Genomic DNA, 15,013 nt, shown 5'->3' with positions numbered 1-15,013 from the left:
ATCATACAACCTTTGCGCGTCGCCCCCCCACCCACCGTTTTAAACTTTTTTTCCCCCCCCCCGCGGCGCCCCCCGGCCCCCGGGTATTTAGATCCCGGTATCGACGCCGGATACCGGGATCTTTCGCGACGGGAGCGCACAGCCTCGAAGGCGGAGGCTCAGATGACCTCGCTGAACGTGGAGTCGGGGTTGCCGTAGCGGTGCGCGGTGATCGTGATGGACTGCTCGTGCACGAACGTGAGCAGCTCGATGCGACCGGCGGACGTGACCTCGCCGGCGTAGACCGCGAGGTCGGGGTCGCCCTCCACGGCAACGGCCAGCGCTCGATGCAGCGCCGCCACCGATGCCCGCTGCCCGACGAGCCGCACGCGGTCGGGGCGCGGCGCCGCGTCGGCGAACGGGTCCGCCTCCGTCGCATCGCGCACCCGCATCCGCTCGATCCACTCCTCGTCGGTCTCCATGAACACGACCGCGCCGAGGTCGCCCAGGGCATGACGAACGGCAGACGGCAGGCCCACCGGGGTCGACAGGGTGAAGCCGGCCCCCGCGCGCACCGCGGCGATGACGACCCGCAGCAGCTCCTGCCATCCGGCATCCCCCGTCGCCCTGATCGCGACGGGCACCGGGCGGTAGCGGAACAGGTTGCGCTCGACGCCGAGCCTCGACACGTCGCGCACCCTGCCGAACTCGCGATCCCAGGCGAGGGCGTCGGACAGCGCCGCCCTCCGCAGCCACTCGAAGGCCTCGTAGTCGAGCGACGGCTGGGCGGCCTCGATGAGATCCGTGATGCGGGCGTCGAGACCGCGGAGGTGGAGTGTGCTCGACACGGCGCCCGTCTGCTGAGCACGCCAGGAGCCGAGGCCGATGAGGTAGTTCGGGCCTCCCGCCTTGGCACCGGGTCCGACCGACGAGCGCTTCCAGCCGCCGAAGGGCTGCCGCTGCACGATCGCGCCGGTGATGCCGCGGTTGACGTAGAGGTTGCCCGCCTCGACGCGGTCCAGCCACAGCGCGAGATCGTCGGGGTCCTGCGTGTGCAGCCCGGCGGTGAGGCCGTAGGCGACCGCGTTCTGCAGCTCGATCGCCTTCTCCAGCGTCGGCGCGTGCATGACGCCGAGCACCGGTCCGAAGAACTCCTCCCGGTGGAAGCGCGAGCCCGGCTGCACGCCGACCCGGATGCCGGGGCTCCACAGCCTCCCGGACGGATCTCCGCCGACCAGCCGGGGGCGGATCAACCACTCCTCGTCGGCCTCCAGCTCGCTCAGCGCCCAGGCCAGCTTGCCCTGCGGCTTCTCGATCACCGGACCGACCTCGGCGAGCGGGTCGGACGGCCAGCCGACGTGCAGCGACCGCGCGGCATCCGCCAGCTGCCGTGCGAACCGCTTCGACCGACCCACGGGACCGACGAGGATCGCGAGGGATGCCGCCGAGCACTTCTGCCCCGCGTGCCCGAAGGCGCTGCGGACCAGGTCGGATGCCGCCTGATCGAGGTCGGCCGATGGTGTGATGATCATCGCGTTCTTGCCGCTCGTCTCGGCGAGCAGCGGCAGGTCGGGGCGCCACGACCGGAACAGGGCGGCGGTCTCCCACGACCCGGTGAGGATGACACGGTCGACGGCCTCGTGCGCGATGAGCCGCTGGCCGAGACCGTCCTCGTCGATGTCGATGAGGGCGAGCGCGTCGCGCGGCACCCCCACCTGCCACAGCACCTCGGCGATCGCGGCGGCGCAGCGGCGTGCCTGCGGCGCCGGCTTGAAGACGACACCGGAGCCTGCGGCGAGCGCGGCGAGCACTCCCCCGGCCGGGATCGCGAGCGGGAAGTTCCACGGGGGCGTGACGACCGTCACGCGAGCGGGCTCGAAGGCGGCGCCGGAGACGGCATCCAGCTCCCTCGCCTTGGCGGCGTAGTAGCGGGCGAAGTCGACCGCCTCGCTGACCTCGACGTCGCCCTCGGCGAAGACCTTGCCGGTCTCGGATGCCGCGATCTCGATGAGCTCACCCCGGCGCCCCTCCAGCGCGGCCGCGGCGCGCAGCAGGACCTCGGCGCGTTCCGCCGCCGACCGCGACCCCCAGCGCGCACCGGCCTCCTGCACCCCGGCGATCACGCGATCGAGCTCATCGGGGTCGCTGACACGAGGAGGAACCGCGTGCTCCGCGGAGCCGATGCGGCCGATCACGGTGCGCGCCCAGTCGCGGTTGGCTGGCAGGGAGGCGTCGCTGTCCGCGGTGTTCACGAAACCGGGGGCTCCACCGGCATCCGCACCGACCTCCGCGGCGGCCAGCTCCCGGTCGGAGTAGACGGCGGTCTCGAGGAACGCCTCATCGTCCGAGCCCCGGGTGATGCCGAGCACCGCCTTGGTCAGCTCCTCCTCCTCGCGGGGAGCGGCCAGTGTGGGCCGCGCCGACTCGTGCACGGGAGAGAGGCGGTTCTGCGAGCGCCGCGGGCCGGTCCGCAGCGTCGGCGACGTCGAACGGCGCAGCGCATCGAGGAAGCGATCCCGTTCGCGGTCGAAGAGCGCCGGGTCCTCGTCAAGGCGGAACGCGGCGGAGAGGAAGTTGTCCGACGACGCGTTCTCCTCGAGACGGCGGACCAGGTAGCTGATCGCGACGTCGAACTCGGCGGGCTTCACGACGGGGACGTACAGCAGCACCGGTCCGACCTCGCGCGACACGGCCTGCACCTGCCCCTGCGCCATGCCGAGCAGCATCTCGAACTCGACGCCGTCGCGCACGCCGCGCTCCCCCGCGAGCAGCCACGCGTAGGCGATGCCGAAGAGGTTGTGTCCGGCGACGCCGATCCGCGCAGCGTGGGTGCGGTCGGGGTCGAGCGCCCAGTCCAGGCAGCGCAGGTAGTTCGCGTCGGTGTCGAGCTTGGTGTCGTAGGTCGCGGGCGTCCAGCCGTGCATGGTCGCGTCCACGCGCTCCATGGCGAGATTGGCGCCCTTCACGAGGCGCACCTTGATGGCCGCGCCGCCGTGCAGCACCCTGTCCTGCGCCCAGGCGCTGAGCTCCTGCAGAGCGGGGAGGGCATCGGGCAGGTAGGTCTGCAGGACGATCCCTGCCTCCAGCCCCTTCAGGCGCGGATCCTCCAGGATGCGCGTGAACACCGCGATGGTGAGGTCGAGGTCGCGGTATTCCTCCATGTCGAGGTTGATGAACGTGCCGTCGGCGGACGCCGTGAGGTAGAGGGGCAGCAGACGCTCGACCACGCTGTCGACGACCTCGTCGAACGCCCACATGGAGATGTGGCTGATGATCGACGACACCTTCACCGACACGTAGTCCACGTCATCACGACGGATCAGCTCGTGGATGCCGTCGAGCCGCCGCTTCGCCTCGGTCTCGCCGAGCACCGCCTCGCCGAGCAGGTTGAGGTTGAGCCGCGCACCGGTCTCGCGGATGCGCGCGACAGCGGCCCCGAGTCTCGCCGGCCGGGCGTCCACCACGAGATGACCCACCATGTCGCGCAGCATCCGCCGCGCGATCGGCACCACCGGCGACGGCAGGATCGGAGCGACGCCGCCGCCGACACGCACGGCTCCGCGCAGATACCAGGGCAGGAACTCGGGCACGAGGGGCGCGATCCGGTGCAGTCGGGATGCCGCGGCGCCGAGGCTCTCCGGCCTCATCACGCCGTCGACGAAGCCGAGGGTGAACGGGAGCCCGTTCGCGTCCTGCAGGACGCCGGCGAGGCGTTCGGCCGCGGGATCGACGTCAGCCGCCGCGGCTTCGGACACCCATCGCCGCGCGAGCTCCACCGCCCGCTCGGCGAGCGTGGGGGAATCGGACGACAACGGCTCTGGCATGGCTTCAGCCTAGGCGCGGCAGGGGCGGCAACCCGGTCGGACGGTGGCGCGTTTCCCGGACGGTCCGGCCGCATCGAGGCGACAAACCGCGCGGTCTCCGAAAGGGGGCCGCGATCGAGCGCCGATGACCGTTCTATGCTGTCTGCGTGTGGGAAGAGAAGGCGTCAGGAGCCGCCGAGGCGCGCGCGAACGCGAGCGCCCGGGCGAAGGTGCTCGGGTGGGCGCGGCGCACCGTCGACCTCATCCCCACCGGATGGCTGATCACGGGCGCCGGTGCCGTGTTGCTCACCACGACCGCCGCGTTCGGAGGGCTCGCGACCGCACCCGTCGCCCCCATTCCCGAACTCGCCGTGGGAGAGCCGTACACCGGCTCGGATCTCGAGCTGTCGGTCGTCGGTGTCGAGCTGCGCGATGACCAGGGCAATACCGCCATCTACCCCGATCCGGAGAGCGGCGAGAAGGTCCTGGTCGTGACGGTCGATGTCACGAACAGGTTCGAGAAGCCGCGCTTGGCCTCGGGCAGCGAGTTCGACGAGGGGTCTGCGGGCGCCATCCGGGTCGGCGAACTGGAGGACGCCCCATTCCTCACCTACGCCGACGACGGCGGCACGGCCACGACGCTGCAGCCCGACGTCCCCGTTCGACTGCTGCTGGCCTGGAGCGTCGGCCCCGATGACTTCCACGACGGCGACGCCGTGACGCTGACGCTTCCGGCGTCGACGCACCGGGTCGGCGACAATGTGCTGCGCGGAACGGACCTCTGGGAGGACCCCCGCGTCGGCGCGACGATGACGGCGGCCGTCGAGCAGGTGAGCGCGCCGTGAGGTCGGATGCCGTGAGGTCGAAGATCCTGCCGTGGCTGCTCACCGCGGTGCTGCTGGCCGGCGCCTGGGTGATCGTGAAGGCCACCCTCCCGGTCGTCGCCGCTCAGGAGCCGTTCGTGACCACGGCGACGCTCGGCGAGGCGGCATCCGCCCGCAACCTCGTCGCCACGGTGACGGATGTGCACGCCGCACGCTCCGTGACCGATGCCACGGGCTGGTCGGCCGACGGCGACTGGCTCGTGATCGACCTCGAGGCCGCGGCGCAGGTGACCCAGGAGGGGGCGTCGCTCCGCACCGCGACGCTGGTCGTCGGGGACCGCACGTTCACCGCGACCGAGCGCGGAACGACGTTTCTCAACCAGGCTCTCGTGACCGGGGTGCCGCGCTCGGGGAGCCTCGCCTTCCAGCTCCCCGACGACGCATGGACGGAGCACGCGACGCTGCGGCTCGGGCGGGGGACCCCCGTTCTCGACGGTGTGATCGAGATGGGCATCGACCTCTCCGACCTGCCCTTCGAGCCCGAGGCCTCGTTCAAAGAGAACGGCTGGGCGCGATGACGATCCCCGAACCGCCCCGGCCTGATTCCTCCCCCGCGAACTCCGGGGCTCCCGCACCGTCGGGCATTCCCCCGGTCCCCACGCCATCCGCGGATCCCGCAGGCGATGCGGCTCGCCCGGTATCGGCGGCGTCGCCCTCCTGGTGGCGGCGCAACCGGCTGGGTCTCGCCGCGACCGCGGTGCTCCTGCCTGCGACGCTGTTCGCCGTCGGCTGGCAGCACTGGCACCTGATCTACGACTTCGGCGCGCGCCCCGTCGACCCGATCATCGTGGCGGAGGATGACAGCGCCGAGCTGGCGGGCGCGTCCTTCGGCCCCGTGCGCAGCGCGGTCATCGAGGATCTCAGCGGTCTGGACGTCCCCGACGGCACGCGGGTCATCGCCGCGGCGGTCCCCGTCGAGCCCGGCCCGGAGGGGGTGTCGTGTCGGCGCCCCACTCTGACGCAGCAGTCGTCGGGGCGGCAGTGGGCGCTGCAGAGATCGGAGATCGGCGTCCCCTACAACGCCGACGAACCCGAGTTCTGCTCGTCTGACGAGCTCGGTGACTACGAGCTCATCGCGCCGTTTGTCCTCCCCGATGACGTGGAGGGCCCGTTCTGGCTGGACGTCTGGCCTCAGGACTCCGGCGGGACGTTCCTGAGGTTCTCGATCGACCCCTGACCTCCGAGGACGTCGCGGTCGGATGCCGACACGACCGCCGCGGCGACGGCATCCGCAGAACTCGGCAGAAGACCCGCCGCATCCGCCACCGCACGGATCTCCGCCTCCTCCGACGTGGTCCCCTCTTGCCGGAGATCCTGCTGCCTGCGGCGCAGCCGGCCCAGCGTGGCGTCGTAGGCCCCGCTGATCACCGCGATCCGCAGCGGCTCGACGATCAGCATCGGGATGAGCGTGGCCACCGGCAGCGCGATCGACCAGAAATCGAACTCGTGCGGTCCGATCAGACGGGTGACGCCGAGGTCGAGGTAGGAGCCCAGCGCCTTCACCGCCACGAAGAGAAGCGCATAGGAGGCGACGAGCACAGGGCCCGCGCGCCACATCAACAGGAGAGCGCGGCCGATGGGGCGGAACCGGGCGCCGAGCTCATCGCCCAGATCCTTCAGCCGACGCACCAGCGGGTTGGGGATGACCTTCGCGTGCTCGCGGATGCGGGTGATCAGCTCGCTCTCCACGCGCAGCTTCTCCGCGACGATCGCCTGGCCGAACACGACGCCGGCGATGGTCAACCACGCGAGCGGCGCGAGCAGCACCGGCCCTGCCTCCGAGAGCACCCAGCCGATGCCGTCCCACAGCCAGCGCAACGGCGCGACCGCGGCGAGGATCTGCTCGCGCGTGTCGTCGAGGAACACCATCACGGCGCGGCCGTCCACCCACGCACGGATGGACTCGAAGAGATCACCGAGCAGGATCACCGAGAAGAAGACCCAGACGACCTCGAAATACACCGCGACCGGCGAGAGCCACGCGGCGAGCCGGTCCGACCACTTCGACCAGGCCCAGCGGCCGGCGAAGGCGAGCACGATGATCGAGACGGTCCACACGTTGAACGGGAGGTTCTGCACGGAGTCCTCGCTGCTCAGCGGCCCGTCGCCGTTCGCCGCGGCCACCCATCGAAGACCGTCGCGCACCTGCAGCGCGCGAGCCGAGTAGTCGATCACGTCGTCCCGCAGCAGCTTCTGCGCCCAGTACACCGCGAAGAAGGGGAGGATGCCGGCGAGCAGCGCCGAGAGGAACGTGCGCCGCCGCTCGGCCGGGGACTCCGGCAGAGGAGCGACCTCCTGCAGATTGCGCAGGCCGTCGCGCAGCACGAGGAACATGGCGACGTAGCTGATGAGCTTCGCGAGGATCGCGACGGGCAGCACGAGGAACCCGACGGTCGCCGTGTAGGCGCCGACGAAACCGGCGAACTGGAGGATGACGTAGTGCACGAGGATGCCGCCGAGGTACCACGCGAGCATCGCCGGCCAGTGCCGCCACAGCACCCGGCCGGCGGTCGTCAGAATGTCCCCCACGCCCCCAAAATAGCGCGTCGCACCGACACCGGGCGAGGTCGCGTCGCTGTATCCTCCTCCAGGGCCGAGCGATCCGTTCTCAGGTCCAGAGGCTCGGCGCGCTCTTGCGCACCGGCGGGAGAGCGGATGCCGCGGCCCAGTCGTGCACCCACTCGTCGATCTCCGGCACGCCCTCGGGCTTGCCGACCGCGGCGAACAGCTCCTCGTTGCTGACCGTGCCGCCGGTGCGACGCAGCATCCGGGCCCTGACGATCGCCCTCGCGTAGATCTCGCCGTCGACGACGGCGCGGTGCTCCATGAACACGGCCTTGTCGTCGTGGCCGATGAAGCGTGACTGCACCTCGAACCGCTGCCACAGCTGCAGCGACTTGCGGAAGGTGATCGTCTCGCTCGACACGACGGCGTACCAGCCGCGCTCCTTCATGGCGTCGAAGAGACCGGTGCGGATCAGCTGGTCCCAGCGCCCGAGGTCGAACAGCGACAGGTAGCGGCCGTTGTTCATGTGGCGGAGGATGTCGATGTCGGTCGGCAGCGTCGTCAGACGGATGGTGCCCACGGCAGACGGTTCGAGGGTCTTGCCCTGCCGCACGCGGCGGCGAGCGCCGAGGATCACGAGGAGGGTGCGCCAGATCACGTTCACGATGTCCGATCGTAGCCATTCGCGAACGATCCGCGAACATCGTTGTACGGATCCTCCATCGGCGTCGGATGCCCTGTTGACGACATCCACTCGATTTCCGGTTCGCCGACGCCGCGCGTAGAGTCGCGACATGAGCGCCGAAGCCCAGCCCCAGATCTCCGTTCGTCCGGTCCGCGACGTGGATGCGGAAGCCCTAGGCCGTGTGCACGCGCAGTGCTGGCACGAGACCTACGATCACCTGATCAGCAAGGCCGCCCTCGAGAAGGTGTCGCCCCGCCGCATGGCCGAGCTGTGGACGCACTGGGCCTCGCAGGGTCCGGAGTTCAAGATGAACGCGGCCCTCGTCGATGGCGAGATCGTCGGCTTCGTCGGTTCGGGTCCCGCCCGCGACAAGGATGCTCCGGCGTTCCGCGAGCTCTACTTCATCTACCTGCTCGACGCGTACCACGGCACCGGCATCGGTCAGAAGCTGTTCGATGCCGCCGTCGAGAAGGACGAGCCGCTGTACCTCTGGGTCGCCGAGGACAACCCCCGCGCGCACCGCTTCTACACCCGCAACGGCTTCGCCCTCGACGGCGCCAGCCACACCGAGCCGTTCCTCGGCGAGACGCTGACCGAGGTCCGCTTCACGCGCTGAGCCGCTCCGGCTCCAGAACTCCGGAGAAGAGGCCGCCATCCACGGATGGCGGCCTCTTCTGCATCCGCACGCGGCAGATCTCCGGAGTTCTGGAGCACGGCCGAGCCGCACCGCGTTCACAACTCCGCACAGATCGGCCCACGAGCCGCCCACACGGCCGGATCTGCGGCGGATCACCCGGTTTATGAGGAGTTGTGAACGCAGAACCCTCGCCTCAGGGTTGGGCGGCGCGGAGCCCGCGCGAGTCAGGGGGCGGCGCAGAGCCCACGCGACTCAGGAGGGAGCGCGGAGCTCGCGCGACTCAGGGAGCGGCGCGGAACCCCGCGCGAGTCAGGAGGCAGCGCGGAACCCGCACGACCCTGGGGCAGTGCGGACCCCGCACGACCCAGGGGCAGCGCAGAACCCACGCGACTCAGAGAGCAGTGCGGAGCCCGCGCGGCTCAGGGAGCAGTGCGGAGCCCGCACGACCCAGAGAGCAGCGCAGAACACGCGCGACTCAGCGGCCGGAGACGGTGCCGAAGAGCTTGGCGATCGGGGCGATCACCAGCGGGCGGGCGGCTGCCCAGCCGGCGGCGATCACGGCGATGGCCGCGACGAACACCCAGAAACCCGTCCACGTGACCGCGTCAGAAGACGCGAACATGTGGTTGAGGTTCGCGAGGAAGCCGGTGAGGAACACCAGTGCGACGTGCGCGATGATGAACAGCACGAAGTACAGCATCACCGGGAAGTGCACGGCGCGGGCCCACTCGATCGGGTAGGCCTTCGACAGCCGCTCCGCCTTCTTCGGCCACAGCCCCGACATCCGGAATCCGGTGACCGCGGCCAGAGGCGCTGCGAGGAACACGGTGACGAAGTAGGCCAGCTGCTGCAGGCTGTTGTAGTTGTTCCAGCCGTTCTCGTGCGGCCAGTTGAACGAGACGTACTGCAGAGCCGCCGACAGCGCGTTCGGGAAGACCTCCCAGCTCGTCGGCACGATCCGCGCCCAATGCCCGGTGACGAACAGCAGGACGACAAAGATCACGCCGTTGACGAGCCACAGGATGTCGAGGGCCTGGTGGAACCAGATCGTCAGGCTGACCTTGCCCTTCGGGTTGTTCTTGGGCGTCCAGAACGCGGTCGGCCGCTTCTCACGCCGGATGGTGAGTCCCGATCGGATGATCAGCACCATCAGGAACATGTTGAAGAAGTGCTGCCATCCGATCCATGGCGCGAACCCCGGCTCCACGTGCACCGCGGGCGCATACTCCCCGGGGAAGGCCGCGAGGAAGTCCTGCAGCGGATCCAGGCTCAACAGCGTCCGGACGAGGGCGACGGCGGCACCAGCCAGCACTCCGAGACCGGCGGCAGCCATGAGCGCGGCGATCCCCTGCGTCCACGTCGGACGACGGCGGTCGGATGCCGGTGCGGCGGGGAGATGCCGGGGCGCACTGCCGTTCCACACCGTGCGCGCGCCCCGCAGGGGGACGTTGAGGTCGGCGCCTGGCACGACGACGGATGCCGCGACCGGAGCGACAGCGGATGCCGCGGAGACGGTGTCCCCCTCACCGAGGGCGGATGCCGCAGCAACGGATGCCGCCGCTGGTGCGGAGTCGACGCCCACACCGTCGGAGGCCGAAGGCGCGGCGGCCGCCCGATCATCGGGCGAGGATGGCGCCCCGGCCCGATCCACCGCTCCGACCGGCGCCACGGCTGCCGACACGAGTCCCGCCGGCGGCCATGGCTCGCCACCCGCGGTTCTCGGAAGTCCTCGGCGCATGCCGCCGTCGGCAGTCGCGCCCTCGCTCTGCGCGGACGGCCCCGTCGATGCACGCGCTCCGTCGGGCGCCGACTCGGACGACTGCGCCCGCTCCGGTGCTGCGACCGCGCTCGGGACGGTGGTCGGCGCGACGGACGAGACGGACGACTGCGCGACAGACGAGGAGTCCATCGGCGCGACGGTTGAGGCGGTAGACGAGGTGTTCGGCGAGACATCCGCGGGGGGCCACGGCTCTCCGCCCGGCACACGCGGGAGTCCGCGACGGATGCGAACCGCAGCGGCGGAAGCGGCAGCGGCGACAGTGGCAGCTGAGGCAGAGGCAGAGGCAGAGGCGGCACCGACGGAAGCGTCGGTGCCAGCGCGCGCTTCGTCTCGTTCTGCGCGCTCGACCGACGCAGCGCCCGAAGCGGCTCCAGCAACCGAAGCGGCCGCTGTGCTCGAGCCGACGGGAGCACCCGGCCCCACCGGATCCGTCGCAACATCCGCCATCGCGTCTACTTCGGCGCCGTCGCTCACACCCGCGGGAGGCCAGGGCTCTCCGCCCGGTACCCGCGGGAGTCCGCGTCGCAGCGTGGCCATGCCTATTTCTTCCGTGCCTCGAGAGCGGCGATGACCTGCGGCACGACGGTGAACAGGTCGCCGACGATGCCGAAGTCGGCGACGTCGAAGATGGGAGCCTCGGCGTCCTTGTTGATCGCGACGATCGTCTTGGAGGTCTGCATGCCCGCGCGGTGCTGGATGGCGCCGGAGATGCCGAGCGCGACGTAGAGCTGCGGCGACACCGAGACCCCGGTCTGGCCGACCTGGTGCGACTGCGGGATGTACCCCGCATCGACGGCGGCCCTGGATGCGCCCACGGCTGCGCCCAGCGCATCGGCGAGCTCTTCGACGAGCACGAACTTCTCCTTCGACGCGAGCCCGCGTCCGCCCGACACGACGCGTGCGGCGCCGCGGAGCTCCGGACGCGAGGACGCCTGCTCGACGGCGTCGATCGTCCCGGCGGTCGCGGCGACTCCGCTCACCGGGAATGCTCCGGTGGCCCCCGTGAACACGGCGTCGTCGATGCGCTCCGCACGTGCGTCGATCGCGCCCTGCCGCACGGTGATGACGGGAGTCCCGAAGGTCGGGGCGGAGTCGGTCAGGTAGGCGCCGCCGTAGACGGAGTGGTGTGCGACGATGCCCTCGTCGTCACGGGAGACGCCGACCGCGTCGACCGAGAGCGCGAGCTTCGCACGCACGGCGAAGCGGCCGGCGACATCGCGGCCGGCGATCGAGTTCGAGATGAGCACGGCGTCCGGCCGCACCCCCTCGTATGCCCGCTGCAGCGCGTCGATGATCGGCACGGTGAGCAGTGCGGCGTCGCCCTCCTCGGAGATGATCTCCGCCGCACCGGCCTGGGCGGCCTGCTCCGCGGCATCCGCAGAGCCGCCGACGATCAGCGCGACCGGCCTGCCGATGGTCGATGCCGCGCCGATCAGCGCAGCGGTGCTGGACGCGACGTCTCCTGCGGGGTCGACGTCCACGAGGACGAGGATCGGGTTCTCGGACGAGCTCATCTCACACCAGCCTGTTCTGCACGAGGTACTCCACCAGCTTGTCGGCGGCGTCTCCCTCATCGACGATCTTCACGCCCGCTGCGCGCGGGGGCTTCTCCGCGACCGTCGTCATGATGGTCCGCGGCGCGAGGGACGGGTCGGCGGAGACGCCGAGGTCTGCGAGGGAGAGCACCTCGAGCGGCTTCTTCTTCGCCGCCATGATGCCCTTGAAGTTCGGGAAGCGCGCATCCGGCAGCGCCTCCGTGATCGAGATCACCGCCGGCAGGCTCGCCGACACCGGCTGGGATCCCGCGTCGGCCGCCCGCGTGCCCGCGACGGCATCCGCGCTGATCTCCACCGAGGAGAGCGCGGTCGCCTGCGCCCAGCCCAGGTGCTCCGCGAGCATCGCCGGGATCACACCGCCCGAGCCGTCGGTCGAGAGGTTGCCGGTGATGACGAGGTCGGGCTCTCCGCGACGGATCGCGGCGGCCAGCACCTCGGCGGTCAAGGTCAGATCGGCGCCGGCGAGCTGCTCATCGGCGACGTGCACGGCGGATGCGGCACCGATCGCGAGCGCGCGGCGGACGGATGCCGTGGACCCCTCGGGCGCCATCGAGAGGGCGACCACCTCGGCGCCCTCGTTCTTGTCGGCGTAGCTCAGTGCGACCTCGAGCGCGCGCTCCGTGATCTCATCGAGCACCACGTCTCCGGCGGCGCGGTCGGCCAGCCCCGTCTCGAGATTCAGCTTGCGATCGCCATAGGTGTCCGGCACCTCTTTGACCAGGACGAAGATCTTCATCGATTGCTCCTCACGACTGGCTCGATTCTAGTCCCTTGAAACTGAGTGCCAACTTTTCTGCAACTGAGACTCAGAGCATCCGATGGCCTACCGTAGAACCTGTGACCCCGTCCCGCCCGTTGCCCGTGGATCCGCTCGCCGAGGCGAAGCGGCAGTGGCTCGCGCACGGGTGGTCGGATGCCGCAGACGGGATGACCGTCGTCACCTCGGTGATGCGTGCGCAGCAGTTGCTGCTCGCCCGCGTCGACGCCGCGCTCAAGCCCTTCTCGCTGTCCTTCGCGCGCTATGAGGTGCTGCGACTGCTCGCGTTCAGCCGCGCAGGGCGTCTGCCGCTGTCGAGCGTGGTGGCCCGTCTCCAGGTGCATGCGACGACGATCACGAGCACGTCCGAGCGCCTGGTCCGCGACGGTCTCGTGATCCGCGAGCCGCATCCGCACGACGGCAGAGCCGCGCTCCTCGCACTCACGCCGGCCGGGCGCGACCTCGTCGATCGCGCGACCACTGCCCTGAACGCCGACGTGTTCGCGAACCCCGGCCTCAGCGCCGACGACGCCGCGGAGCTCGTCGCGATCGTCGCGCGCATGCGCAAGGCCGCGGGCGACTTCACCGACCCGCGCCCCCAGCCCGAACCGCTCTGACATGGCGGCGTTCGTGCTCGAACGGGTGATCGCGGCACCGCCGTCTGCCGTGTTCGCGGCCTCCCTCGACCCCGGCCTGCACGTGCGCTCGATGGCGCGATACGGGGAGACGATGGTCGAAGGGCCCGCGGGCGGAGCCTTCACCGAGGGGTCGACGGTCACCTGGCGCGCGCGGCACTTCGGCATCCCTTTCCGGCTGCGATCCGTCGTGTTCGACATCGACCCTCCGCATGGCTTCAGCGACCGGCAGCTGTCGGGGCCCTTCGGGGACTTCCTCCACGAGCATGTGTTCGAGGAGCATCCGCGGGGCACGCTGATGCGCGACACGATCAGGTTCCGCTCCCCGTTCGGCCCGATCGGCCGGATCGTCGACCGCCTGTTCCTGCGCGAGTACATGCGGCGGCTGATCTCAGAGCGCAACGACCTGCTCGCCTCCGAGATCGAGGCGACGCCGCCGGAGTGACGGCCGCTCGGGGTACCGCGCGCGGTGCACCCGATGCCGGGGCGCGGACGGCCCCGCACCGGGGCTGCTTCGGCGTGACCGCGCGCACCGCCCGGGCGTACGCTGTCGGGATGACCGAACTGCACCTGCACACCGTCCTCGCGGGGTCCGGGCCCGCGGCTGCCATCGTGCTCACCGATGAGCAGGTCGCCGCCTTCGGCGCGGGCAAGGCTTTCCCCGTCGCCGTCACGATCGGCGGGCGGACCGCTCGTCTGCGTCTCTCCCGCATGGGCGGGAAGAACATGATCGGCTTCAGCAAGGCCACGCGCGCCGAGCTCGGCGTGGAGATCGACCAGGAGGTCGACGCCGTCATCGCCGTGGACACCGCCGAGCGCACGGTCGAAGAGCCTCCCGAGCTCACGGCCGCCCTCGATGCGGAGCCCGCCCTGCGCGCCGCCTTCGAGAAGCTCCCCTACACGCACCGCAAGGAGCATGCCCGCTCCGTCGCCGAGGCGAAGCAGGAGGCCACGCGCGACCGCCGCATCGCCAAGGTCGTCGAGGCGATGCGCGGCTGAGAGCTCATCTGTTCCGGAAGTCGGGCGCACGCTTCTCCCGGAAGGCCGACATGCCCTCCTTCTGGTCCTCCGTGTCGAACAGCGCGGCGAACGCGGCCTTCTCGTGCGCGAGCCCTTCGGCGAGTGTCGTCTCCATCGCGGCGTCCAGGGCGGCCTTCGCGGCGTAGACCGATGGCAGCGACTTCGAGGCGATGGTCTCGGCCAGCTTCTCGGCCTCGGTGAGCAGGTCGGATGCCGGCACGACGCGCGACACGAGACCGGAGCGCTCCGCCTCCTCGGCGCCCATGAAGCGCCCGGTGAGCACGAGCTCCGCCGCCTTGTAGTAGCCGACCGCACGGATCAGCCGCTGCGTGCCGCCCATGCCGGGGATGACGCCGAGATTGATCTCGGGCTGCCCGAACTTCGCGGTGTCGGCGGCGAGGATGATGTCGCACATCATCGCCAGCTCGCAGCCCCCGCCCAGGGCGAAGCCGGACACCGCGGCGATCACCGGGGTGCGCACCGCGGCGAAGTCGTACCAGATGCCGAAGTGGTCGGTCTCGAGCATCTCGGCGGCCGACATCCCCTCCATCTCCTTGATGTCGGCCCCGGCGGCGAACGCCTTCTCGGAGCCGGTCAGGACGATGGCGCCCACGCCCTCGTCGGCGTCGAAGGCGACGGCCGCCGCCGTGACCTCCTCGGCGATGCGGCTGTTCAGAGCGTTGAGCGCCTGCGGGCGGTTCAGTGTGATCCAGCCGACCCTTCCGCGCTGCTCGACCAGGATCGTCTCATACTCGGTCATCGTGAAGGCCCT

At 70.6% G+C, this 15,013-nt stretch carries 14 protein-coding genes; 7 read left to right on the top strand and 7 right to left on the bottom strand.

The annotated features are described in order from the left end of the window. Nucleotides 1-158 precede the first annotated feature (158 nt). Entirely contained in the window at nucleotides 159-3,803 is a 3,645-nt protein-coding gene (locus ACFVRO_RS06665) for a proline dehydrogenase family protein (protein ID WP_386950605.1), read from the bottom strand. A 146-nt stretch (nucleotides 3,804-3,949) separates the two neighbouring features. Between ACFVRO_RS06665 and ACFVRO_RS06660 the strand changes: the two genes are divergently transcribed. Genes ACFVRO_RS06660 through ACFVRO_RS06650 form a run of 3 tightly spaced genes read left to right on the top strand, consistent with a single transcriptional unit; the run spans nucleotide 3,950 to nucleotide 5,843 of the window. Beyond that, nucleotides 3,950-4,627 (top strand): hypothetical protein, encoded by a 678-nt coding sequence (locus tag ACFVRO_RS06660; protein WP_386950603.1) that lies wholly within the window; start codon nucleotides 3,950-3,952, stop codon nucleotides 4,625-4,627. A gap of 11 nt (nucleotides 4,628-4,638) precedes the next feature. Further along, nucleotides 4,639-5,184, top strand: coding sequence for a hypothetical protein (locus ACFVRO_RS06655; protein ID WP_386950600.1), 546 nt, complete (start codon nucleotides 4,639-4,641; stop codon nucleotides 5,182-5,184). After that, entirely contained in the window at nucleotides 5,181-5,843 is a 663-nt protein-coding gene (locus tag ACFVRO_RS06650; protein WP_386950597.1) for a hypothetical protein, read from the top strand. Before ACFVRO_RS06655 ends, ACFVRO_RS06650 begins: the two co-directional genes overlap by 4 nt. Here the strand turns inward: ACFVRO_RS06650 and ACFVRO_RS06645 are convergent. Next, the gene (locus tag ACFVRO_RS06645; protein ID WP_386950596.1) at nucleotides 5,798-7,195 is read right to left on the bottom strand and encodes a hypothetical protein; all 1,398 of its coding nucleotides are present in this window, start codon (nucleotides 7,193-7,195) and stop codon (nucleotides 5,798-5,800) included. The two genes, ACFVRO_RS06650 and ACFVRO_RS06645, sit on opposite strands and share 46 nt — an antisense overlap. Nucleotides 7,196-7,274: 79 nt before the next feature. Then, complete coding sequence (locus tag ACFVRO_RS06640; RefSeq protein ID WP_341941199.1) at nucleotides 7,275-7,835, bottom strand: acyl-CoA thioesterase; 561 nt, start codon at nucleotides 7,833-7,835, stop codon at nucleotides 7,275-7,277. A gap of 130 nt (nucleotides 7,836-7,965) precedes the next feature. Here ACFVRO_RS06640 and ACFVRO_RS06635 point away from each other — a divergent pair, with 130 nt between their 5' ends. Further along, nucleotides 7,966-8,472 carry a GNAT family N-acetyltransferase gene (locus ACFVRO_RS06635; RefSeq protein WP_105675094.1) on the top strand — a complete coding sequence of 169 codons (507 nt, stop codon included), beginning with the start codon at nucleotides 7,966-7,968 and terminating at the stop codon, nucleotides 8,470-8,472. 496 nt (nucleotides 8,473-8,968) lie between these two features. On the opposite strand, the gene ACFVRO_RS06630 is transcribed toward ACFVRO_RS06635, so the two are convergent. The 3 genes from ACFVRO_RS06630 to ACFVRO_RS06620 all read right to left on the bottom strand — a co-directional run bounded on the left by ACFVRO_RS06630 (nucleotide 8,969) and on the right by ACFVRO_RS06620 (nucleotide 12,565). Then, on the bottom strand, nucleotides 8,969-10,402 hold the full coding sequence (locus tag ACFVRO_RS06630) for a cytochrome b/b6 domain-containing protein (RefSeq protein WP_386950594.1): 1,434 nt from the start codon (nucleotides 10,400-10,402) through the stop codon (nucleotides 8,969-8,971). Between the two features lie 410 nt (nucleotides 10,403-10,812). Beyond that, a complete protein-coding gene (locus ACFVRO_RS06625) occupies nucleotides 10,813-11,787 on the bottom strand; it encodes an electron transfer flavoprotein subunit alpha/FixB family protein (RefSeq protein ID WP_386950592.1) in 975 nt (324 codons plus the stop codon). Nucleotide 11,788: 1 nt separating this feature from the next. Beyond that, nucleotides 11,789-12,565, bottom strand: coding sequence for an electron transfer flavoprotein subunit beta/FixA family protein (locus ACFVRO_RS06620; RefSeq protein ID WP_386950589.1), 777 nt, complete (start codon nucleotides 12,563-12,565; stop codon nucleotides 11,789-11,791). A gap of 101 nt (nucleotides 12,566-12,666) precedes the next feature. On the opposite strand from ACFVRO_RS06620, the gene ACFVRO_RS06615 reads away from it, so the two are divergent. The 3 genes from ACFVRO_RS06615 (at nucleotide 12,667) to ACFVRO_RS06605 (ending at nucleotide 14,220) form a co-directional block, all read left to right on the top strand. Further along, on the top strand, nucleotides 12,667-13,203 hold the full coding sequence (locus ACFVRO_RS06615; protein WP_105675088.1) for a MarR family winged helix-turn-helix transcriptional regulator: 537 nt from the start codon (nucleotides 12,667-12,669) through the stop codon (nucleotides 13,201-13,203). 1 nt (nucleotide 13,204) lies between these two features. Continuing rightward, nucleotides 13,205-13,666, top strand: a complete 462-nt coding sequence (locus ACFVRO_RS06610; protein WP_386950586.1) for an SRPBCC family protein — start codon at nucleotides 13,205-13,207, stop codon at nucleotides 13,664-13,666. A 110-nt stretch (nucleotides 13,667-13,776) separates the two neighbouring features. Beyond that, nucleotides 13,777-14,220, top strand: a complete 444-nt coding sequence (locus ACFVRO_RS06605) for a YdeI/OmpD-associated family protein (RefSeq protein ID WP_105675209.1) — start codon at nucleotides 13,777-13,779, stop codon at nucleotides 14,218-14,220. Nucleotides 14,221-14,224: 4 nt separating this feature from the next. On the opposite strand, the gene ACFVRO_RS06600 is transcribed toward ACFVRO_RS06605, so the two are convergent. Continuing rightward, nucleotides 14,225-15,001 (bottom strand): enoyl-CoA hydratase, encoded by a 777-nt coding sequence (locus ACFVRO_RS06600; protein WP_386950583.1) that lies wholly within the window; start codon nucleotides 14,999-15,001, stop codon nucleotides 14,225-14,227. Nucleotides 15,002-15,013 lie beyond the last annotated feature (12 nt).

Source organism: Microbacterium sp. NPDC057944, assembly GCF_042887445.1.
In the GTDB taxonomy this organism is placed as follows: Bacteria; Actinomycetota; Actinomycetes; order Actinomycetales; family Microbacteriaceae; genus Microbacterium; species Microbacterium natoriense.
Note: the sequence above shows the minus strand (reverse complement) of the source record. Positions and strands in the feature narration are given on the sequence as shown.

Excerpts from the sequence above, each read along its gene's own strand:
- ACFVRO_RS06665 (WP_386950605.1), bottom strand. The coding sequence starts at position 3,803 with ATGCCAGAGCCGTTGTCGTCCGATTCCCCCACGCTCGCCGAGCGGGCG.
- ACFVRO_RS06650 (WP_386950597.1), top strand. The coding sequence starts at position 5,181 with ATGACGATCCCCGAACCGCCCCGGCCTGATTCCTCCCCCGCGAACTCC.
- ACFVRO_RS06635 (WP_105675094.1), top strand. The coding sequence starts at position 7,966 with ATGAGCGCCGAAGCCCAGCCCCAGATCTCCGTTCGTCCGGTCCGCGAC.
- ACFVRO_RS06630 (WP_386950594.1), bottom strand. The coding sequence starts at position 10,402 with ATGGACTCCTCGTCTGTCGCGCAGTCGTCCGTCTCGTCCGTCGCGCCG.
- ACFVRO_RS06625 (WP_386950592.1), bottom strand. The coding sequence starts at position 11,787 with ATGAGCTCGTCCGAGAACCCGATCCTCGTCCTCGTGGACGTCGACCCC.
- ACFVRO_RS06620 (WP_386950589.1), bottom strand. The coding sequence starts at position 12,565 with ATGAAGATCTTCGTCCTGGTCAAAGAGGTGCCGGACACCTATGGCGAT.
- ACFVRO_RS06610 (WP_386950586.1), top strand. The coding sequence starts at position 13,205 with ATGGCGGCGTTCGTGCTCGAACGGGTGATCGCGGCACCGCCGTCTGCC.
- ACFVRO_RS06605 (WP_105675209.1), top strand. The coding sequence starts at position 13,777 with ATGACCGAACTGCACCTGCACACCGTCCTCGCGGGGTCCGGGCCCGCG.
- ACFVRO_RS06600 (WP_386950583.1), bottom strand. The coding sequence starts at position 15,001 with ATGACCGAGTATGAGACGATCCTGGTCGAGCAGCGCGGAAGGGTCGGC.